The sequence below is a fragment of the Pseudomonas urethralis genome (genome assembly GCF_021602465.1).
In the GTDB taxonomy this organism is placed as follows: domain Bacteria; phylum Pseudomonadota; class Gammaproteobacteria; order Pseudomonadales; family Pseudomonadaceae; genus Aquipseudomonas; species Aquipseudomonas vlassakiae.
On record NZ_BQIJ01000007.1, the window covers coordinates 1 to 20,594 of the forward strand.

A 20,594-nucleotide genomic window follows, 5' to 3' on the forward strand; every position below is an offset into this window, starting at 1 on the left:
GACCCCATTGACACGCCACCCCCACTACAGGCATTGTCTGACAACCTGATAACTAGGCAAGCGTTCCCATGCTAGAGCTCCAGCGCCCTGACACCTTGGTAGACCGGGTCGTCAGCGCCATCCGCGCCGAAATCGATTCCGGTCGCCTGGCCGCCGAATCGCGCCTGCCCACCGAACAGCAACTGGCCGAACAGCTGAACGTCAGCCGCTCGGTGGTGCGCGAGGCCGTGGCCCAGCTCAAGGCCGATGGCGTGCTGATCGCCCGTCGCGGGCTCGGTTCCTACATCTCGCAGACACCCGCCGGCACCGTGTTCCGCTTCCCCGGTAGCCAAGGCCGCACGCCGGACCTTACGCAGATGTTCGAAATGCGCCTGTGGATCGAGACCCAGGCCGCCGCCATCGCCGCCCGCCGTCGTGATGAGCAGGACCTGGCGCACATGGCCAAGGCCCTGCAGGAAATGCTCGACAAGCGCAGCGACTTCGCCACCGCCTCGGCCGCCGACGTGGCCTTCCACCGGGCGATTGCCGAAGCCAGCAAGAACGATTACTTCGTGGCCTTCCACGACTTCCTCGGCGGCCAGCTGGCCAGCGCACGGCGCACCGCCTGGGAAAACTCCGCAGCCCACTCGGTGGGCGGTTCGGCCGATGCCAACCGCGAACACCAGGCGCTGTACCGGGCCATCGCCGATGGCGACCGCCAGGCCGCCGCAGCCTGCGCTGAAGCGCACCTGCGCGCCTCGGCCAAGCGCCTGAAGATCGACCTCCCCGCCCTCGACTGACCCCGGAGAATCCGACGCGGCCTGCCACGGGCCCTTTTACGCACTACTTAGTCTGACAACCTGATAAGCAGATCCACCGACAAGAACACCAAGGTACCCCTGCATGACTTATGACTACTGCATCATCGGCGGCGGCATCGTCGGCCTTGCCACCGCGATGGCCCTGCTCGAACAACGCCCGGGCGCATCCCTGCTGATCCTGGAGAAGGAAGCCAGCCTCGGCCGCCACCAGACCGGCCACAACAGCGGGGTGATCCATGCGGGCATCTACTATGCGCCTGGCAGCCTCAAGGCCGAACTGTGCAAGCGCGGCGCCCAGGCGACCAAGGACTTCTGCACCGAGCACGGCATTGCCTTCGAAGTCTGCGGCAAGCTGCTGGTGGCCTCCAGCGACCTGGAAGTGCAACGCATGCAGGCGCTGTACGAGCGCTCGCAACAGAACGGCCTGAACGTCGAGCGCCTGGGTGCGGCCGCCCTTGCCGAACGTGAGCCGAACATCGTCGGCAAGGGCGCGCTGTTCCTCGACGCCACCGGCATCGTCGACTACACCCAGGTGTGCAACGCCATGGCCAAGGTGATCCGCCAGGCTGGCGGCGAAGTGCACCTGTCCACCTGCGTGCGTGCCATCCAGGAGCACGCCGACCATGTCGCCGTCGCCACCGACAGCCACACCTGGCGCGCACGCCAGCTGGTGGCCTGCGCCGGCCTGCAGTCCGACCGCCTGGCGCGCCTGGCCGGGGTGAAGATCGAGCATCAGATCATCCCCTTCCGCGGTGAGTACTACCGCCTGCCGGCCAGCAAGAACCAGATCGTCAACCACCTGATCTACCCGATCCCCGACCCGGAGCTGCCATTCCTCGGCGTGCACCTGACGCGCATGATCGACGGCAGCGTTACCGTCGGCCCGAATGCCGTGCTCGGCTTAGGTCGCGAGAACTACCGCAAGTTTTCGCTCAACTGGCGCGACGTCGCCGAGTACGCCAGCTTCCCGGGCTTCTGGAAAACCCTCTGGAACAACCTCGGCTCCGGCACCACCGAGATGAAGAACTCGCTGTTCAAGCGCGGCTACCTGGAACAGTGCCGCAAGTACTGCCCGTCGCTGCAAGTGGAAGACCTGCTGCCCTGCGAGGCGGGTATTCGCGCCCAGGCGGTGATGCGCGACGGCACCCTGGTGCATGACTTCCTGTTCGCCGAGACCCCGCGCATGGTGCATGTCTGCAATGCCCCGTCGCCGGCTGCCACCTCGGCCATTCCAATCGGCCAGATGATCGCCGCGAAGATCCTCAAGGCCCGCTGAAATCTGCTTCACCCACAACTACAAAGACAATAAGGAACCCCCCATGTCGGTACATGAGGCGGCCCCGGCCGCGCACGAGACCCCGCAACAGCAACGCAAGCGCCTGCGCAAGGTGGCGGCGGCGACCATCTTCGGCTCGATGCTGGAGTGGTACGACTTCTACCTCTACGCGACGATGGCCGCGATCGTGTTTTCGAAGATCTTCTTTGATGCCAGCAACCCGGCGGTGGCCTCGCTGCTGGCCTTCTCCACCTTCGCCATCGGCTTCATTGCCCGCCCCTTCGGCGGCATTCTGTTCGGCTACCTGGGCGACCGCTTCGGGCGCAAGCATGTGCTGGTGATCACCTTCTGCATGATGGGCGTGTGCACGGCGCTGATCGGGCTGATCCCAAGCTACGCCAGCATCGGCATCTGGGCACCGATCCTGCTGGTGGTGATCCGCATCATCCAGGGCCTGGGCGCGGGTGCCGAGCTGTCCGGCGCGGCGGTCACCTCCTATGAACATGCCAGCGAAGGCAAGCGCGGCAGCCAGGGCGCCTGGCCGGCGCTGGGGCTGAACCTGGGGCTGCTGCTGTCGTCGCTGACGGTGTACCTGCTGACCATGAACGGTAACGAATTCCTCCTGGCCGGTGGCTGGCGCATCCCGTTCATCGCCAGCATCGCCCTGGTGGCGATCGGCCTGTGGGTGCGCAAGAGCATCCCGGAGACACCGGACTTCAAGGAGCTGGACAAGGCCGACAGCAGCAAGCCACAGGTGTCGCCATTGAAGCTGTTGTTCAGGAACGACCTCAAGGGCCTGGCCGTGGTGTTCTTCGTGGCCATCGGCTACAACGCCCTGAGCTACATCTTCAAGACCTTCTCGCTGGCCTACCTGACCCAGTTCAAGGGCGTGGAGGCGCATGTCACCTCGCTGTCGGTGACCATCGCCAGCCTCGTGGCGATCTTCGCCGTGCCGTTCTTCGGCTGGCTGTGCGACCGCTGGAGCAGCAAGACCGTGCTGATGCTCGGCGGGGGCCTGTCGGCACTGTTCGCCTACCCGTTCCTGCAGCTGCTGGGCACCGGTGAGCCCACCCAGATCTACATTGCCATCGCGATCGGCACCGGCATCCTCGCGCCGATGATGTTCGCCCCGCAAGGCTCGTTCCTCAGCCGCCAGTTCCCGACCCAAACGCGCGCCTCGGGCTTCGGTACAGGCCGTGAGATCGGCACGGCGGTGGCCGGTGGCCTGGCACCGCTGGGCGGCCTGGCCCTGGTGGCCGGCTCGGCGACCCATTCCACCGACGGCGTAGCGCTGATCCTGGCAATCGCCGGGGTGCTGGTCGTGCTGTTCGCCCTGTGCGACCAGGGGCGCAAGCACTCCACCTCGAAGAACTGAGCCGAAAAGCGTGCGGGCGCGCCCTGCAGCGACTGTGGCAGCGATAAAAATCCCGCCCTTCATTGGTCGGCGCCCCCCTGGATAGATTAAAGTATCAGCCCCTGCCAGGTCGTCCGCGACCTGGCGCAAACCCAGGAACCGCCGCCGATGGAACACCGTGAAGCGCTGATCGCGCTACGCACCTTTCTTTCCTCCCAGATCCTAGGCCAGGAGAAGCTGGTCGAGCGGCTGTTGATCGTGCTGTTGGCCGACGGCCACATGCTGGTCGAAGGTGCGCCGGGGCTGGCCAAGACCAAGGCCATCAAAGAGCTGGCCGAAGGCATCGAGGCGCAGTTCCATCGCATCCAGTTCACCCCCGACCTGCTCCCCGCCGACATCACCGGCACCGAGATCTATCGCCCGGAAACCGGCAGCTTCGTGTTCCAGCAGGGGCCGATCTTCCACAACCTGGTGCTGGCCGATGAAATCAACCGTGCCCCGGCCAAGGTGCAGTCGGCGCTGCTCGAAGCCATGGCCGAACGCCAGGTCAGCGTGGGCCGCAGCACCTACGACCTGTCGCCGCTGTTCCTGGTGATGGCCACACAGAACCCGATCGAGCAGGAAGGCACCTACCCGCTGCCCGAAGCCCAGCTCGACCGCTTCCTGATGCACGTGAAGATCGGCTTCCCCGATGCCGCCGTAGAGCGCCGTATCCTCGCCCAGGCCCGTGGCGAAGCACTGGGCGGCGAAGTGAAGCCCGAGCGTCGGGTCAGCCAGCAGGCAATCTTTGCCGCGCGCAAGGAAATCCTCGGCCTGTACATGGCCGACGCCGTGGAGGAATACCTGGTGCAACTGGTGATGGCTACCCGCACCCCGGCCAAGTTCGATGCCGAGTTGGCCGACTGGATCGCCTACGGTGCCAGCCCGCGCGGCTCGATCGCGCTTGACCGCTGCGCCCGTGCCCATGCCTGGCTGGCCGGGCGCGACTTCGTCAGCCCCGAGGACATCCAGGCGGTGCTGTTCGATGTACTGCGCCACCGCATCATCCTGTCGTTCGAAGCCGAAGCCGCGGGGATCGACCAGGACCGCGTGGTCCAGCGCATCCTCGACGTCGTGGCCGTCGCCTGACCCATGCCCACCGCGCTGCAGGCCGAACCCGGCATCCGCATCGGCCTCGCCGAACTGATCGACATGCGCCACCGCGTGCGCGAGATCCAGCTGTTTTCCCGCCCGGGCCAGCGCAGCCCGCTGGTCGGCCTGCACCATTCCAAGCTGCGCGGGCGAGGCGTGGACTTCGACCAGGTGCGCGTCTACCAGGCCGGTGACGATGTACGCAACATCGACTGGCGCGTCACCGCACGCACCCAGGAGCCGCACACCAAGCTGTTCCACGAAGAACGCGAACGGCCGATCTTCATCCTCGTCGAGCAGAGCCAGCGCCTGTTCTTCGGCTCGGGGCTGATGTTCAAATCGGTGCTCGCAGCCGAAGCTGCCGCGCTGTTCGGCTGGGCCGCGCTGGGCCACAACGACCGTATCGGCGGGCTGGTGTTCGGCGATAACGAGCACCACGAGATCAAACCCCGGCGCAGCAAGCAGAGCCTGCTGCAGCTGCTCAACCGCCTGGCCAAGGTCAACCAGGCCCTGCACACCGAAGCCGCGCCCCAGGCCGACAGCCTTGGCCTGGCCCTGCGCCGCGCCCGTGAGGTGCTGCGCCCTGGCAGCCTGGCCATTGTCATCTGCGACGAACGCTCGCTCAGCGCCCAGGCCGAGCAACACCTGGCCATGCTCTCGCGCCATTGCGACCTGCTGCTGATGCCGGTGTCCGACCCGCTCGACCACGCCCTGCCCGCCGCCGGCCTGCTGCGCTTCGCCCAACGCGGCGCGCAGCTGGAGCTCGACACCCTCGACGCCAACCTGCGCCAGGCTTACCGTCACCAGGCCGAAGCGCGCATCGAACGCTGGGAGCTGATGGCACAGAAGCTGCGCGTGCTGCTGATGCCGCTGAGCACCCAGAGCGAGATGATCGAACAACTGCGCGAATACCTGAACGCCCAGCGCCCTGGGAGTGGCCAGTGAACCCGTTGGACCAGCTGCAACCGCTGATCGCACCGCCAGCGATCGGCCTGTGGCCGCCGGCACCGGGCTGGTGGCTGTTGCTTGCGCTGTTGCCGCTGCTGGTCTGGGGCCTGTGGCGGTTGCGCCGCTGGCGCCCGGGCAAGCGCCCGGTGGTGCGCGCCGAGTTGCCGCTCGACCCGGTGCGCCTGGAAGCCCTGGCCGAACTCGCCCGCCTGCCGCGCCCCTACGACGGCGCACCGGCCGGCGCCTGGCTGCAGCAGATCAACGCCCTGCTCAAGCGCCTGTGCCGCAACCACTACCCTGGCGCCAACAGCCATACCTTGAACGGCCGTCAGTGGCTGGCCTTTCTCGACAACCGCTGCCCGGCCGCCGGCCTGACCCGCTGGATGGTGCTGGTCGAAGGCGCCTACAAGCCCGAGTGCAAGCTCGACGACAAGGCGATCGTCGGGCTCAGCCAGGCGGTCGAAACCTGGATTCGCAAACATGTTTGAACTGGCCTGGCCGTGGATCTTCGTGCTGCTGCCGCTACCGTGGCTGGCGCGCCTGCTGCTGCCCGCCGCCGACAGCGGCGAGCCGGTGCTCAAGGTCGGTTTCCTCGACGAACTGGAGGGCCTGGCCGGGCGCCGTGCACGGCTGAACCTGCCGACCCTGCGCCAACAGGCGCCGTATGTGGTGATCTGGCTGTTGCTGCTGCTGGCCGCCGCGCGCCCGCAATGGCTTGGCGAGCCGGTGCCGGTGGCCTCCAGTGGCCGCGACCTGCTGGTGGCGGTGGATGTCTCGGGCTCGATGGACTTCCCCGACATGCAATGGAAAGACGAAGACATCAGCCGCCTCGACCTGGTCAAGGCACTGCTCGGCGACTTCCTGCAGGACCGCGAAGGCGACCGTGTCGGTTTGATCCTGTTTGGCAGCCAGGCCTACCTGCAAGCCCCGCTGACCTTCGACCGGCGCACCGTGCGCACCTTCCTCGACGAGGCGCAGATCGGCATCGCCGGCAAGAACACCGCCATCGGCGACGCCATCGGCCTGGCGGTCAAGCGCCTGCGCCAGCGCCCGGCGCAAAGCCGGGTATTGGTGCTGGTCACCGATGGCGCCAACAACGGCGGGCAGATCCACCCACTGACGGCCGCCCGCCTGGCTGCCCAGGAAGGCGTGCGCATCTACACCATTGGCATCGGTGCCAACCCCGAGGCCAGCGGTACGCCCGGCCTGCTCGGCCTGAACCCGAGCCTGGACCTCGACGAAGCGTCACTCAGGGAAATTGCCGAAATCACCCACGGCGCCTACTTCCGCGCTCATGACGGCGCTGAGCTGAACGCCATCGGCGACACCCTCGACCAGCTTGAACCGGTGGCCCAGCAGCCAACCCAGGCGCGTACGGCCAAAGCCCTGTATGCCTGGCCGCTGGCCTTGGCCCTGCTGCTCAGCGTGTTGCTGGTGGTGGCCGTGCAATGGCCCGACAACCTGCTGCACAAGGTGCTGCGCAAACCCCGCTTCCTGCAGCCCCATCCGGAATGGCGCCAGCGCCTGAAACGCCTGCGCCTGAGGAAACGGCGATGATCGATCTCTGGCCACAATGGTTGCGCCCGCTCTGGCTGCTGGTCGTGCCCCTGCTCGGCTGGCTGCTGTTCAAGCTCTGGCACCGGCGCAAACGTGCCGGGCGCTGGCAGATGATCCTGCCGCCAGCGTTCCACCCGGTGCTGCTCGGCGGAGGCAGCGGCAGCAACAGCAAGTTGCCCTGGGTGGCCCTGGGCCTGGCCTGGTTGCTGGTGGTGCTGGCCCTGCTCGGGCCGAGCTGGCAGCGCCTGGAAGAAACCCGCCAGCGCCCCGCCGACCCGCTGGTGATCCTGCTCGAGCTGACCCCGCAGATGCTGGCCGAGGATGTTCCGCCCAACCGCCTGGAGCAGGCGCGGCGCAAGGTCCTCGACTTGCTCGAACACCGTAACGACAGCCAGACCGCGCTGATCGTCTACGCTGGCAGTGCGCACACGCTGGTGCCGCTGTCGGATGACCTCGGCACCACGCGCAACCTGCTGGAAGCCATCGACCCATCGATCATGCCCAAACCGGGCCAACGCGCCGACCTGGCCGTGCAAAAAGGCCTGGCCCTGCTGGCCCAGAGTGGCCTCGGCCAGGGCCGTCTGCTGCTGGTCGGCTCGGCGCTGAGCGCAGCGGAGCGCCAGGGCATCAGCCAGGCTCTCGGCCGCCAGGGCCCGAGCCTGCTGATGCTTGGCATCGGCACCGGCGACGGCGCGCCGGTGCGCCAGGCCAATGGCGAATACCTCAAGGATGACCAGGGGGGCATCCTCCTGCCACGGCTCGACAGTGCCAGCCTCAAGGCCTTCATCAGCGGCACCGGCGGGCGCTACCGCCATGCCCGCATCGACGATCTCGACCTGCGCGGCCTTGGCCTGTTCGACAACCCGCGCCGCCTGCACGACGCCGGCCAGACCCTGCAGCTGGACAGCTGGGCCGACCAGGGCTACTGGCTGTTGCTGCCATTGTTGTTGCTGGCCGCCTGTGCCGGGCGCCGCGGCTGGCTGTTCTGCCTGCCGCTGCTGCTGGCCCTGCCACAACCGAGCCAGGCCTTCGAGTTCAACGACCTGTGGCTGCGCCCCGATCAACAGGGCCAGATGCTACTGGACAAGCAGCGCCCGGCAGACGCCGCCCGGCATTTCCAGGACCCGCAATGGCGCGGCATGGCGCTGTACCAGGCCGGCGACTATGCCGCTGCCGCCGAAGCCTTCGCCCAGGGCGACAGCGCCGCAGCCCACTACAATCGAGGCAATGCCCTGGCCCGTAGCGGCGAGCTGGAAGCCGCCCTGGATGCCTACGAACAGGCTCTGGAGCGCCAGCCCGACCTGCAGCCGGCACTGGCCAACCAGGCGCTGGTGCAACAGTTGCTGCAGCAACGCGAGGCCCAGGCCGAGGAACAACCGGCCGAGAGCGACGCCCAAGGCACTCCGGGCAGCGAAACCGAAGGCAACAGCAGCTCGGCCAGCAGCCCTGGCCAAGGGACGCCGAGCGGGGAGGAACAGGCCAGCGCCGAACAAACCGGGGAAGGCGACAACAACAGCCAGGCGGCGCCTGGCAACCAGAGCGGCGATGACGACAGCATCACCCAACCGCCGCAGCGCCCGGTATCGACCAGCCTCGATGCCGAACAGCGTCAGGCTCTGGAACAATGGCTGCGCGAGATCCCCGACAACCCGGCGGAGCTGTTGCGGCGCAAATTCTGGTATGAACAGCAATTGCATCAGGAAAACACACGATGAGTCGCTTCGGCGTCTTTGTTCTCGGCCTGTTGTGGGCCGTCATGGCCCAGGCCCTACCCACGCTGCAGGCCAGCGTCGACCGCACGCGCCTGGAGGCCGGCGAAACCCTCGAACTGACCCTCGAAAGCCAGGACGTGACCCAGTTCGGCAAGCCCGATTTGCGTGCCCTGGAAGGCGACTTCGAAGTGCGCGGCACGCGCCAGTTGAACAGCTTGCACACCCTCGACGGCGAAACCCGCGCCAGCACCCGCTGGATCATCACCCTGCTGCCCCGGCGCAGCGGCAGCCTGCGTATTCCCGAGCTGCAACTGGGCCAGTCGCGCAGCCAGGCCATCGACCTGCAAGTGCTGCAGGCCGACAGCAGCCGCCCGGAAGTCGCCTCGCAAGTCTTCGTCGAAGCCACCCTGGACAGCAACGAAGTGTACGTCCAGGCACAGGCCGTGCTGACCCTGCGCATCTACCACTCGGTGTCGCTGTACGACGACAGCAGCCTGAGCCCACTGCAGCTGGAGAATGCCAAGGTCGAGCCGCTGGGTGAGTCGCGCACTTACGAGAAGGAAATCAACGGCGTGCGCCACGGGGTGATCGAAACCCGCTACGCGGTGTACCCGCAGCAGAGCGGCGAGCTGGACATCCCGCCGCTGACCTTCACTGCCACCGCCGCCGACAACAGCCAGCAACCCGCCGGCACCGCCCGGGTCGGCCGCCAGGTGCAGGTCAGTTCGCTGCCGCTGCGCCTGGCAGTCCGCCCCATCCCCGCTGCCTGGCCGGCCAACGTGCCCTGGCTGCCGGCGCGAGACCTGAGCCTGGAAGAACACTGGAACCCGGACCCGGCGAGCCAGCAGCCTCAGATTGGCGACTCATTGACGCGCAGCATCACCCTGCGCGCCGAAGGCCTGTCGAGCACCCAGCTGCCACAACTGCCCGCCACCGAGATCGTCGGCCTGCGCCGCTACCCGGACCAGCCGGTGCTGCGCAACGAGATCAACGAACGCGGCATGACTGCCAACCGCGAGGAGCGTGAAGCGCTGGTGCCGACCCACAGCGGCAAGCTGGCCCTGCCGGCTGTGGAAGTCACCTGGTGGAACACCCGCGAAGACCACCTGGAACACAGCAGCCTGCCGGCGCGCACGCTGGATGTGCAAGACAACCCGGCGCTGAGCGCCGACACCCCGGTTGGCGACCTTGGCGGCGCGAATCAGTTGCTCTGGCCTTGGCAGCTCGCCACCCTGCTGTTCGCCCTGACCACCGTGCTGGGTTTCGCCCTGTGGTGGCGCGCCCGCTCGCAGCCGGCGGTGCTGCGTGCGGCGCAGAACGGGCCGAGCCCGCGTACCTTGCTGGACGATCTCAAGCGCGCCTGCCAGGCCAACGACCCACAGGCTACGCGCCAGGCGCTCGATGCCTGGGCGAGGCAGCAGCCGGAGACCCTGGCCGAGATGGCGGCGCGGTTCGTGCCGTTGTCGGATGCGCTGGATGGGTTGAATGGGGCGCTGTACAGCGAGAGTGGGCAGTATTGGCAGGGGGAGGATTTGTGGCGGGCGATCGGGACCATACCGCCGGCGGAGCAGGTGTTGTTGCCTGCTGGGGAGAGTGGGAGCTTGCCGCCGCTTTATCCGAAGTGAGGGGTGTGGCTCAGAGGTGCATGCCTCGGGATTTTCAGCGCCCTTGAGATCGAGCGCCGCCCGCGCGGCGCATCGCGGATAAATCCGCTCCCACATTTGTTTCGGGCCAGTCTGTCCTGTGCCGCCAACAGGATCAGCCTTGGTGCATGACTGGAGACAGGTGGAACGGCATCAGCGCCCACCGAGATGCATCGCCATGCCAACAAGGCGGTCCCTGTTGGCTTCACAGGAGAGATTGGCCCGAAACAAATGTGGGAGCGGATTTATCCGCGATGCGCCGCGCGGGCGGCGCTCGATCTCACAGGCGCTGAATTTCTCCCGCCAAGCATCTGGCAGCCCTGACGCAATCGTGATTCGAACCCATCTTGGGTTACCATACCGCCCTTGCGCAACGCCCACTCCCAAGCCAAGCCCCGGCTTGCTGACTCGACACCAACAGGTCATCCATGCGTCTGTTTCACACCTCCGACTGGCACCTGGGCCAAAGCCTGCACGGCCAGGAACGCGACTTCGAACACGCCTGCTTCCTCGACTGGCTGCTCGGCCAACTGCGCCTGCGCCAGCCGGACGCGCTGCTGATCGCCGGCGACATCTTCGACACGGTCAACCCGCCGGTCAAAGCCCAGGAGCGGCTCTACGACTTCATCGTCCAGGCCCATGAGCAGCAGCCGAAGCTGGACATCGTGATGATCGCCGGCAACCACGACTCCGGCTCGCGTATCGAATTGCCTGCCGCGCTCATGCGCCGCCTGCGCACCCACGCGCTGGGCCGGGTGCACTGGCTCGACGAGGGCCAGCTGGATGCCGAGCGCCTGTTGATCCCGCTGACCAACGGCCGTGGCAAGGTCGCCGCCTGGTGCCTGGCCCTGCCCTTCCTGCGCCCGGCCGAAGTGACCGGCCCGCAACTGGGCGACGACTACCTGCAAGGTATCACCCAGGTGCACCAGCAGCTGATTGGCGCGGCGCAGAAAAAGCGCAAGAAAGACCAGGCACTGATCGCCATCAGCCATGCGCACATGGCCGGTGGCGCGGTGTCGGAGGACTCCGAGCGCAGCCTGATCATCGGCAACGCCGAGGCCTTGCCGGCCAAGCTGTTCGACAAGTCGATCAGCTACGTGGCGCTCGGCCACCTGCACAAGCCGCAGAAGGTCAACCGCGAAAACCGCATCCGCTACAGCGGCTCGCCGATCCCGCTGTCGTTCGCCGAAATCAACTACTCGCACCAGGTGCTGGAAGTCGAACTCGAAGGCAGCGAGCTGGTCAGCGTCGAGCCGCGCCCGGTACCGCGTGCGGTGGCCCTGCAGCGGGTCGGCCCGGCGCCGCTCGGCGAACTGCTCGAACAACTGGCCGAGCTGCCGGTGATCGACCTGCTCGAAGACCCCAACCGTCAGCCTTGGCTGGAGGTGCGGGTGGTTCTCGACGAGCCGCAACCCGACCTGCGCCAGCAGATCGAAGCCGCGCTTGAGGGCAAGGCCGTACGGTTGATCCGCATCAGCGCCGAATACGCCGGCCGCACCAACAGCGAAGACGACGACCTGCAATTCGTCGAGTTGGCGCAGATGACCCCGCAGGACCTGTTCAGCCGCGCCTGGGAACAGGCCTACGGCAACCCCGTCGACGAGCAGGCCCTGGCCGATTTCGCCCTGCTGCTGCAGGACGTCCAGCTGGAAGAGGAACAGCCATGAAGATTCTCGCCATCCGCCTGAAGAACCTGGCATCCCTGGCCGGCCCGGTCGATATCGACTTCACCGCCGAGCCGCTGGCCAGCGCCGGCCTGTTCGCCATCACCGGGCCTACCGGCGCCGGCAAGAGCACCCTGCTCGATGCCCTGTGCCTGGCCTTGTTCGGTACCGTGCCGCGCCTGAGCGACATCGGCCGCGAAGCCAAGGTGCCGGACGCCGACGGCGAAATCCCCACGTCCGACCCCCGCAACCTGCTGCGCCGGGGCACCGGCAGCGGCTTTGCCGAAGTCGACTTCGTCGGCATCGACGGCCACCGCTACCGCGCCCGCTGGGAAGCCAACCGCGCCCGCGACAAGGCCAACGGCAAGCTGCAGTTGAGCCGCCAGAGCCTGTATGACCTGGACAGCGAACAGCTGCTGGGCAGCGGCAAGAACGAATACAAGCAACTGATCGAAGCCCGCCTGGGCCTGAATTTCGAGCAGTTCACCCGCGCGGTGATGCTGGCACAGAGTGAGTTCGGCGCCTTCCTCAAGGCCGACGACAAAGAACGCAGCGAGCTGCTGGAAAAGCTCACCAACACCGCCATCTATACCCGCCTCGGCCAACGTGCCTTCAGCAAGGCGCGGGACGCTGCAGAAACCTACAACGCCCTCAAGGAGCGTGCCAGCCACCTCCTGCCGATGGCCGCAGAGGCCCGCGCCGAACTCGACCAGCGCGTGGAACAGGCATTGCAGCAGTTCAAGGCCGACCAGGCCGGCGAGCGCCAACTCGAGCAGCAACGCAACTGGCTCAATGAACAACGCCAGCTGCAGGCCCAGCACGGCGAAGCCAGCGCCACCCTTCAAGCAGCCGAACACGACTGGCAACAGCTGGATGAGCAACGCCTCGACCTGCAACGCCTGGAGCGCCTGGCGCCGCAGCGCCACCAGTTCCACCGGCAGCAGACGCTCGGCGCGCAACTGGCACCACTCGCGGCACAAATCGCCGAGCAACAGCGCCAGCAAACCGAATTGCAAACGCGCACCGTAGCGCTGGAACACGCATCGCTGGCGTCTCGCGAGGCCCTGGCACAACGCCAGGCCTTGCACAGCGAAAATGCCCCGCGCCTGCGCCAGGCCTTCGCTGCCCAGGACAACCTGATACGTCTTGACCAGGAACTGGCGGGGCAGCGCAGCGCCTTGGAGCTGGCCACGCAGCAGCTTGCCGAAGGCCAGCAGCAACTGCAGCAAATGCAAGCAAACCAGCAGCGCAGCCAGCAGCAACTGGCCCAGATCGACAGCGCCCTGGCCGACAGCCAGCATTTGGCCGGCCTGGCCAATGCCTGGCAGGCCTATCTGCCACAACTCAAGCAGGTGATGCTGATCGGTGGCCGCCTGGCCAAGGGCCGCGACGAGCTGCCTGGCCTGCAGGCCCAGGCCAGCCAGGCCAATGTTCACTTGCAGGCCCAGCGCGAGCACTTCGAGCTGCTGTTCCGCGAAGCCAAGGCCGAACCACAGGCCCTGGCCGAACAGATCGACCTGCTCGGCAACATGCTGCAGGACAACCGCAAGCAGCAACGCGCCGTCGAAGAACTGTCGCGCCTGCACGGCCGTGAACAGGAGCTGCGCCAGCAGCTAGATGCCCTGCGTGAGCGTCAGCAGCAGGCCATGCAGCAACGCCAGCAACTGATCGGCGAAGGCACTGCGGCCAAGGCCGAGCTGGAAGCTGCCGAACAAGCGCTCAACCTCACTCGGCAGTTGCTGGAGCGCCAGCGCCTGGCGCGCACCAACAGCGTCGAAGCGCTGCGCGCCCAGTTACGCGACGGCGAACCCTGCCCGGTATGTGGCAGTGCCGAACACCCGTTCCATCAACCCGAGGCCCTGCTGCAAAGCCTCGGTCGCCATGACCAGGCTGAAGAAGCAACCGCGCAGAAACAGGTCGAAACCCTCAACGGCAAGCTGGTCGACCTGCGCACCCAGCTGGGCGTGATCAACGCTCAGCTCAAGGACTATCAACAGCAACAGCAGCAACTTGCCGAACAGGTGCAACCGCTGGTGGCCCAGCTGCAGGCGCACAGCCTCTGGCCCGCCCTCGCCCCGCAGGACGACAAGGCCCGCAGCGCCTGGCTCGACAGCCAGCTGCGGCGCCTGGACGAAGAGATCGGCAAGGACGAGAAGCGCCAGAGTGCCCTGCTTGCCCTGCAAAAGGATGCCGCGCGCCTCAACCAGCAACTGCAGGCGGCGCAGGAGGCCCAACAGCAGGCCCAGCGCCATCTCGACCAGCAGCACCAGGCCTTGGCCAGCGATGAACAACAGCTTAAGCAGGGCCTGGACGGCCTGGCCAACGTGCTGCCGGGTGATGTGCTCAAAGCCCTCGGTGATGATCCGGCCAACGCTTTCCTGGCCCTCGACCAGCAAATCGCCCAGCGGCTGCAGCAACTGGAGCAGCGCAAGGACGAGCAGGAAGAACTGCAGGCACGCCAGGTGCAACTGGACAAGCTGCGCGATCAGCAGCAAGCCCGCGAGCAAACCCTGGCACACGTGCAGCAGCAGCTCGCCACCCTCGAAAGCCAACGCCAGCAGGCCCAGGCCGCGCTGGCCGAGCTGCTCGGTGAGCAGGCCAGCGCCGAAGCCTGGCAGCAGCACATGGACAGCCAGCTGGAGCAGGCCCGTGCCATCGATGCGCAAAGCGCCCAGGACCTGCAGGATCTGCGCACCCAGGGCGTGCAACTGGCCAGTGAAATCAAGGCCAATACCCAGCAACAGCAGGCGCTGGAAAGCGAGTACCAGCAGCTGCGGGGCGACATCGCCCAGTGGCGCGCCGAGCATCCAGAGCTGGACGACGCCGGGCTGGATCGCCTGCTGGCTATCGACGACGCCCAGTTGGGCGAGCTGCGCCAGCGCCTGCAACTTGCCGAGAAGGCCGTCGAGCAGAGCCGTGTGCTGCTCCAGGAACGCGACCAGCGCCTGCAGCAACACGCCGCGCAGATGACCGTCGAAGCGTCGGCCGAAGACCTTGAGCAAGCGCTGGGCGAACTGCGCGAGCGCTTGGCCGGCCATGAGCAGCAATGCGCCGAATTGCGCGCGCAGCAGGCCGACGATCAGCGTCGCCAGCAGGCGAGCCAGGCGCTGGCCGGGGAAATCGAGCAGGCCCACCAGCAATGGCAGCGCTGGGCGCGGCTGAATGCGCTGATCGGCTCGGCCTCCGGCGATGTATTCCGCAAGATCGCCCAGGGCTACAACCTCGACCTGCTGCTGCACCATGCCAATGCCCAGCTGCGCCAGCTGGCGCGCCGCTACCGCCTCAAGCGCGGTGGCAGCGCCCTGGGCCTGTTGGTGCTGGACACCGAAATGGGCGACGAACTGCGTTCGGTGCACTCGCTGTCCGGCGGTGAAACCTTCCTGGTCTCGCTGGCATTGGCCCTGGGCCTGGCATCGATGGCCTCGAGCACCTTGCGCATCGAGTCGCTGTTCATCGATGAAGGTTTCGGCAGCCTTGATCCTGAGTCGCTGCAATTGGCCATGGACGCCCTCGACGGCCTGCAGGCGCAGGGCCGCAAGGTCGCGGTGATCTCCCACGTGCAGGACATGCACGAGCGCATTCCGGTGCAGATTCAGGTACGCCGCCAGGGCAATGGCCTGAGCGACGTGGAGGTGTGCGGGTGATCCTCTATTCGTTCCGCCGCTGCCCGTGGGCCATGCGTGCGCGCCTGGCGCTGCGCTATGCCGGTTGTGCAGTGGAGATCGTCGAGGTGGCGATGAAGAACAAGCCGGCAGCACTGCTGGCCTTGTCACCCAAGGGCACGGTGCCGGTACTGGATACCGGCGCCGCAGTACTGGAAGAGAGCCTCGACATCATGCGCTGGGCGCTCGAGCAACACGACCCACAAGATTGGCGCCTGCACGCCGACCCGGCCGCCGCGCAACATGCCGAGGTGCTGATCGCCCGCAATGACAGCACGTTCAAGGCACAGGTGAACCTGTACAAGTACGCCGAGCGCTACCCTGAGTATTCCCGCGAGCACTATCGCCAGCAGGCCGAAGCCTGGCTGGCGGAGCTGGAACAACTGCTCGACGGCCGGCCATATCTGCTGGCCGCTCACCCGAGCCTGGCCGATGCCGCCCTGTTGCCCCTGATGCGCCAGTTTGCCGGGGTCGAACCGCAGTGGTTCGCCGAGGCGGCTTATCCGCGGCTGCGGAGCTGGCTGGAGGGGTGGCTGGCTTCAGACCTGTTCAAGTCAGTGATGGCTCGCTAAACATCTTCTTCAGGCATGTCACGGCCCCTGTAGGAGCGGGTTTACCCGCGAACACCGGCGAAACCGGTGCCATCCACCGTGGTGGCTTTTGCGCGGGTAAACCCGCTCCTGCAGGGGCCGGGTCAGCCTGGGTCAGTGGCTGTGCTTGCCACTCAAGGCCGCATGGAAATTGGCGCTCTGGCGCAGGTACTGCTCGGTGTAGCTGTGGGTGGACGTGGCCTTGCGGGTATCGGCATGGGCATGGGCCGGCAGCACGACGGAAGCGGAGATGGCAGATGCGGCAATCACAGGGAAGAGATTGAAGTTCATGGTGGCTGACCTCGACAGATGGGGTTTGACATTCAGCCGCTTGGGCCTTGGGTCAAACTTACGCCGCTGAGGTCAGCCGCAGAAATTCATTGCGCTGGTAGGCGTTATCACCGCCATCGATAGTCAGTCGATGAACTTGAGGTCCGAAGGCGCATCCTGGGGCAAGGTCTGTACCGTCTCGCCAAGCTTGCCGCTGCGCGGGTCGCGGCGCATGACCACGATCTGGTTGCTCTTCTGGTTGGCCACCAGCAGGAAGTTGTCGCTCGGGTCCAGGGCGAATTCGCGCGGGTGGTCGCCTTCCACCGAACGGCGCTGCAGCAAGGTCAGCTGGCCATCGTCCTTGCCCACGCTGAACACCACGATCTCGTTCACCGTGCCACGATTGCTGACATACAGGAAGCGCCCGTCCGCCGACAGGTGCAGCCCACCGGACGCCTTGGCGGCGGCATCCTGCTGTTCGGTCAGCGGCAAGCGCTGGCGTTCCAGCAAGGCATCATCCCGGACCTCGAACATCACCACTTCACCACTCATTTCCAGCGTCAGGTACGCATGCCGGCCCTTGGCATCAAACAGCAGATGCCGTGGCCCGCTGCCCGGCGGCAAATCGACCGCAGCGGGGATCGCCGGGCTCAACGGGTGATCGACGCTGGCGCCGTCGTAGCGATAGATGAACACCTTGTCGGCGCCCAGGTCGCAGGCATACAGATGCTGGCCATCCGGTGACAGCACCAATGAATGCACATGGGCGCCGGCCTGGCGCTCGGGGTTGACGCCGCTGGGCTTGTGCCGCAACTGCTGCACCACGTCCTTGAGCTTGCCGTCCCTGGTCACCGGAATCACCGCCAGGCTGCCGCCCGGGTCGGCGGCGACAGCGTAGTTGGCGACGAACAGGTAGCGCTGGTCACGGCTCAGGCTGGCATGGGTCGGCTCGTCGCCACGGCTGGCCACCTGGTTCAGCGGCTTGATCTCGCCCTTGGCACTGACACTGAAGCTGCTGACATGGCCATTGACGGTTTCATTGACCGCGGACAACTGGCGCTGGTCGGCCGACAGGACCAGCCACGACGGGCTGACGCTCTTGACCACTTGTTGCGGCGTCGGGTCGATCTGCCCGGTCTTGCTGTCGAAGGCGTAGCGGTAGATGCCCTGGCTCTGGCCATCGGTGTAGCTGCCCACCAGCAACGTGGCGGCGTGGGAGGTGATTGTCAGGCTCATCAGGCTAGCGCTCAGCAGGCTGGTCCAGATCCGCTTCATCGTCGTCTTCATCCGGGGCGCGAAAGGCACTCATACAGACTAGACGATGCTCGCCCTGAGCATCGGCGAGTTGCCATTGATCATCGGCACCGACGGCGGCAGCGATCTGCTCGGGAGTGAAGGACCACCGGCGCAGCTGGCGGCCATCCATGCATTCGATGGTCAGGCCGGTTTCGTCGCACGTGAAGTCGAAGGCATGCAAGCCGTCGATCAGCAGCATGTCGCAGGATTGCAGGGCAGTGGCGAGGGGGGACATGGGAATACCGATCAGAAATGAGCCGGCAGTATAACCCGAGGGCCGCAATGCGGCCCTCGGTGATGGCTCAATGGGCGAAGATCGAACCGCCCTCCTTGCCCACCATCCTCTCCGGCTTGATCAGGAACCGCGCCAGCGCCGGCAGCAGCCACAGCGCGCCGAACATGTTCCACAGCAGCATGAAGGTCAGCATCAAGCCCATGTCGGCCTGGAACTTGATGGCCGAGAAGATCCAGGTGCACACGCCGATCGCCAGGCACAGGCCGGTGAACAGCACCGCTTTACCGGTCGAGCGCAAGGTCTGGTAGTAAGCCTCCTGCAGCGGCAGGCCAGCACGCAGGAAGCTTTCCAGGCGGCTATAGATGTAGATGCCGTAGTCCACACCAATGCCCACTCCCAAGGCCACCACCGGCAAGGTGGCCACTTTGACGCCGATGCCCATGAACGCCATCAGCGCGTTGCCCAGCACCGAGGTCAACACCAGCGGCAACACAATGCACAGGGTCGCGGCGAACGAGCGGAAGGTGATCATGCACATCACCGCCACGCACAGGTAGACCAGGATCAGGATGGTCAGCTCGGCCGACTTGATCACCTCGTTGGTGGCCGCCTCGATCCCGGCGTTACCTGCCGCCAGCAAAAACTGCAGGCCCTCCTTGTCGTGGCTGTCGGCGAACGCCTTGGCGACGGCGGTCACGCGTTCCAGGGTCTCGGCCTTGTGGTCGTTGAGGAACACCAGCACCGGCGCCAGCGAGCAGTCGGCGTTGTACAGGCCATCGGCGCGGGCGATGGAGTTGTTGAGGATGTCCGGGTTGCGTGACAGCGTCTCCCACTTCAAGCTGCCCTCGTTCATGCCCTTGATCACCTGCTTGGACACGGTCACCAGGGAGATCGCCGACTGCACGCCGGGGGTGTTCTGCATGGTCCACATCAGCTCGTCGATCGGCGCCATGGTCGAGTGGATCGAGCAGCTCTCTGCCGGTGTCTTGACCATGATCACCAGTACGTCGGAACTGGTCGAATAATTACTGATGATGAAGTTGTTGTCCTGGTTGTAGCGCGAATCCGGGCGCAGCTCCGGCGCGCCCTGGTCAAGGTCGCCGATCTTCAGGTTCTGGCTGTACCACAGGCCGCCGGCGAAGGCGATCAGTGCCAGGGTGATGGACACCGGGGCCACCTTGGCGCTGGCAAAGTTCGACAGCAGGCGCCAGAACGGGTGCTCGCGGGTCGCGTCCTTCTTGCTGCGCTCGATGGCCTTTTTGCTGATGCCGACGTAGGAAATGGCAACCGGCAGCAGAATCAGGTTGGTGAACACGATCACCGCCACACCGATGGACGCGCCGATGGCCAGTTCGCGGATCACGCCGATGTCGATGATCAGCAGGGTGATGAAGCCCACGGCGTCGGCGAGGATGGCGATCATTCCCGGCAGGAACAGCTGACGGAAGGTGCGCCGGGCGGCGGTCAAGGCATTGTCGGCGTCACTCGACTGCAAGGCGATGCCGTTGATCTTCTGTACCCCGTGGGAAATGCCGATGGCGAAGATCAGGAACGGTACCAGCATCGAGTACGGGTCAAGGCCGAAGCCCACGGCATGCATCAGGCCTAGTTGCCAGACCACTGCCACCAGGGTGGTGATGAGCACGGCGATGGTGCTGCGGATGCACCAGGTAAACCAGTACAACAGGACCCAGGTGATCACCAGGGCCACGCCGAAGAACATCGCCACCATGACCAGGCCGTCGATCAGGTCGCCGACCTTCTTGGCGAAGCCGATGATGTGGATCTTCACGTTGGGGTTCTGTGCCTGGAACTTGTCGCGGATCTTCTCTTCCAGCTGGTGCGAGAACTGCTGGTAATCGAGCTTGACCTGCTTGCCAGGGTCCTGCGGGTCGGGGAAGCTCTCCAGCAGCGGCACGTCGACGATGCTGGACTTGAAGTTGTTGCCTACCAGGCGCCCGACCTGGCCAGACTTGAGCACGTTGTCGCGCAGGGTGTCGAGGCTGTCCTGGGAGCCGTTGTAGGTATTAGGGATGACTTCACCACCGGAAAAGCCCTCCTCGGTGACCTCGCTCCAGCGCACGCTCGGGCTCCACAGCGACTTGAGGCCGGCGCGGTCGACCCCGGGGATGTAGAACACCTCGTCATGGATCTGCCGCAGCGTTTCCATGTAGTCCTTGTCGAAGATGTCGCCGTTGACCGCCTCGACCGAAATGCGCACGGTGTTGCCGAGGTTGGCCAGGTCGTTGCGGTGCTCCATCATCTGTTCGATGAACGGGTGCTGCAGCGGGATCATCTTCTCGAAGCTGGTCGAGGGACGGATCTGCGTGGCCTGCCAGAACAGGAAGATGCTGACCAAGAGGCACAGGGCGATGACCACCGGGCGGTTGTTGAAGATCAGCCGTTCAAGCAGCGTGGCCTTGTCCTGATGGTGCGGGTGCATGGTAATGCTCTCC

Annotated in this window: 16 protein-coding genes; 12 read left to right on the forward strand and 4 right to left on the reverse strand. The window is 66.0% G+C overall.

Annotated elements, in window-relative coordinates:
* Positions 1-68: 68 nt before the first annotated feature.
* The 12 genes from L6D64_RS13140 (at position 69) to L6D64_RS13195 (ending at position 16,319) form a co-directional block, all read left to right on the forward strand.
* Entirely contained in the window at positions 69-779 is a 711-nt protein-coding gene (locus L6D64_RS13140) for a FadR/GntR family transcriptional regulator (RefSeq protein WP_176510161.1), read from the forward strand.
* A gap of 103 nt (positions 780-882) precedes the next feature.
* Positions 883-2,076: an L-2-hydroxyglutarate oxidase gene (gene lhgO / locus L6D64_RS13145; protein WP_176510162.1), complete on the forward strand. Its 1,194-nt coding sequence runs from the start codon at positions 883-885 to the stop codon at positions 2,074-2,076.
* Positions 2,077-2,119: 43 nt separating this feature from the next.
* Entirely contained in the window at positions 2,120-3,451 is a 1,332-nt protein-coding gene (locus tag L6D64_RS13150) for an MFS transporter (RefSeq protein ID WP_176510163.1), read from the forward strand.
* A gap of 147 nt (positions 3,452-3,598) precedes the next feature.
* Entirely contained in the window at positions 3,599-4,558 is a 960-nt protein-coding gene (locus tag L6D64_RS13155; RefSeq protein WP_027919334.1) for an AAA family ATPase, read from the forward strand.
* 3 nt (positions 4,559-4,561) lie between these two features.
* On the forward strand, positions 4,562-5,506 hold the full coding sequence (locus L6D64_RS13160) for a DUF58 domain-containing protein (RefSeq protein WP_054885779.1): 945 nt from the start codon (positions 4,562-4,564) through the stop codon (positions 5,504-5,506).
* Positions 5,503-5,997, forward strand: coding sequence for a DUF4381 domain-containing protein (locus tag L6D64_RS13165; RefSeq protein WP_027919336.1), 495 nt, complete (start codon positions 5,503-5,505; stop codon positions 5,995-5,997). The genes L6D64_RS13160 and L6D64_RS13165 overlap by 4 nt, the downstream gene beginning before the upstream one ends.
* Positions 5,990-7,066, forward strand: coding sequence for a vWA domain-containing protein (locus L6D64_RS13170; protein WP_176510164.1), 1,077 nt, complete (start codon positions 5,990-5,992; stop codon positions 7,064-7,066). Before L6D64_RS13165 ends, L6D64_RS13170 begins: the two co-directional genes overlap by 8 nt.
* Positions 7,063-8,781: a tetratricopeptide repeat protein gene (locus tag L6D64_RS13175; protein WP_176510165.1), complete on the forward strand. Its 1,719-nt coding sequence runs from the start codon at positions 7,063-7,065 to the stop codon at positions 8,779-8,781. The genes L6D64_RS13170 and L6D64_RS13175 overlap by 4 nt, the downstream gene beginning before the upstream one ends.
* Positions 8,778-10,403, forward strand: a complete 1,626-nt coding sequence (locus L6D64_RS13180; protein WP_176510166.1) for a BatD family protein — start codon at positions 8,778-8,780, stop codon at positions 10,401-10,403. The genes L6D64_RS13175 and L6D64_RS13180 overlap by 4 nt, the downstream gene beginning before the upstream one ends.
* Before the next feature lie 446 nt (positions 10,404-10,849).
* Positions 10,850-12,088, forward strand: coding sequence for an exonuclease SbcCD subunit D C-terminal domain-containing protein (locus L6D64_RS13185; RefSeq protein ID WP_176510167.1), 1,239 nt, complete (start codon positions 10,850-10,852; stop codon positions 12,086-12,088).
* Positions 12,085-15,729 (forward strand): AAA family ATPase, encoded by a 3,645-nt coding sequence (locus L6D64_RS13190; protein WP_176510168.1) that lies wholly within the window; start codon positions 12,085-12,087, stop codon positions 15,727-15,729. The genes L6D64_RS13185 and L6D64_RS13190 overlap by 4 nt, the downstream gene beginning before the upstream one ends.
* Positions 15,726-16,319 (forward strand): glutathione S-transferase, encoded by a 594-nt coding sequence (locus L6D64_RS13195; protein ID WP_176510169.1) that lies wholly within the window; start codon positions 15,726-15,728, stop codon positions 16,317-16,319. The genes L6D64_RS13190 and L6D64_RS13195 overlap by 4 nt, the downstream gene beginning before the upstream one ends.
* 132 nt (positions 16,320-16,451) lie before the next feature.
* On the opposite strand, the gene L6D64_RS13200 is transcribed toward L6D64_RS13195, so the two are convergent.
* From L6D64_RS13200 to L6D64_RS13215, 4 genes are all read right to left on the reverse strand, one after another.
* Complete coding sequence (locus tag L6D64_RS13200; RefSeq protein ID WP_176510170.1) at positions 16,452-16,628, reverse strand: hypothetical protein; 177 nt, start codon at positions 16,626-16,628, stop codon at positions 16,452-16,454.
* A gap of 123 nt (positions 16,629-16,751) precedes the next feature.
* Positions 16,752-17,882: a lactonase family protein gene (locus L6D64_RS13205; protein WP_176510171.1), complete on the reverse strand. Its 1,131-nt coding sequence runs from the start codon at positions 17,880-17,882 to the stop codon at positions 16,752-16,754.
* Positions 17,848-18,138, reverse strand: coding sequence for a DUF5629 family protein (locus L6D64_RS13210; protein WP_176510172.1), 291 nt, complete (start codon positions 18,136-18,138; stop codon positions 17,848-17,850). Before L6D64_RS13210 ends, L6D64_RS13205 begins: the two co-directional genes overlap by 35 nt.
* Before the next feature lie 67 nt (positions 18,139-18,205).
* Positions 18,206-20,581 carry an efflux RND transporter permease subunit gene (locus L6D64_RS13215; RefSeq protein ID WP_176510211.1) on the reverse strand — a complete coding sequence of 792 codons (2,376 nt, stop codon included), beginning with the start codon at positions 20,579-20,581 and terminating at the stop codon, positions 18,206-18,208.
* Positions 20,582-20,594: the final 13 nt, after the last annotated feature.

What these genes read in the sequence shown, in the direction of transcription:
- lhgO (WP_176510162.1), top strand. Translation starts at nt 883, where the DNA reads ATGACTTATGACTACTGCATCATCGGCGGCGGCATCGTCGGCCTTGCC.
- L6D64_RS13215 (WP_176510211.1), bottom strand. Translation starts at nt 20,581, where the DNA reads ATGCACCCGCACCATCAGGACAAGGCCACGCTGCTTGAACGGCTGATC.
- L6D64_RS13185 (WP_176510167.1), top strand. Translation starts at nt 10,850, where the DNA reads ATGCGTCTGTTTCACACCTCCGACTGGCACCTGGGCCAAAGCCTGCAC.
- L6D64_RS13210 (WP_176510172.1), bottom strand. Translation starts at nt 18,138, where the DNA reads ATGTCCCCCCTCGCCACTGCCCTGCAATCCTGCGACATGCTGCTGATC.
- L6D64_RS13175 (WP_176510165.1), top strand. Translation starts at nt 7,063, where the DNA reads ATGATCGATCTCTGGCCACAATGGTTGCGCCCGCTCTGGCTGCTGGTC.
- L6D64_RS13170 (WP_176510164.1), top strand. Translation starts at nt 5,990, where the DNA reads ATGTTTGAACTGGCCTGGCCGTGGATCTTCGTGCTGCTGCCGCTACCG.
- L6D64_RS13200 (WP_176510170.1), bottom strand. Translation starts at nt 16,628, where the DNA reads ATGAACTTCAATCTCTTCCCTGTGATTGCCGCATCTGCCATCTCCGCT.
- L6D64_RS13140 (WP_176510161.1), top strand. Translation starts at nt 69, where the DNA reads ATGCTAGAGCTCCAGCGCCCTGACACCTTGGTAGACCGGGTCGTCAGC.
- L6D64_RS13155 (WP_027919334.1), top strand. Translation starts at nt 3,599, where the DNA reads ATGGAACACCGTGAAGCGCTGATCGCGCTACGCACCTTTCTTTCCTCC.
- L6D64_RS13190 (WP_176510168.1), top strand. Translation starts at nt 12,085, where the DNA reads ATGAAGATTCTCGCCATCCGCCTGAAGAACCTGGCATCCCTGGCCGGC.
- L6D64_RS13150 (WP_176510163.1), top strand. Translation starts at nt 2,120, where the DNA reads ATGTCGGTACATGAGGCGGCCCCGGCCGCGCACGAGACCCCGCAACAG.
- L6D64_RS13180 (WP_176510166.1), top strand. Translation starts at nt 8,778, where the DNA reads ATGAGTCGCTTCGGCGTCTTTGTTCTCGGCCTGTTGTGGGCCGTCATG.
- L6D64_RS13160 (WP_054885779.1), top strand. Translation starts at nt 4,562, where the DNA reads ATGCCCACCGCGCTGCAGGCCGAACCCGGCATCCGCATCGGCCTCGCC.
- L6D64_RS13205 (WP_176510171.1), bottom strand. Translation starts at nt 17,882, where the DNA reads ATGAAGCGGATCTGGACCAGCCTGCTGAGCGCTAGCCTGATGAGCCTG.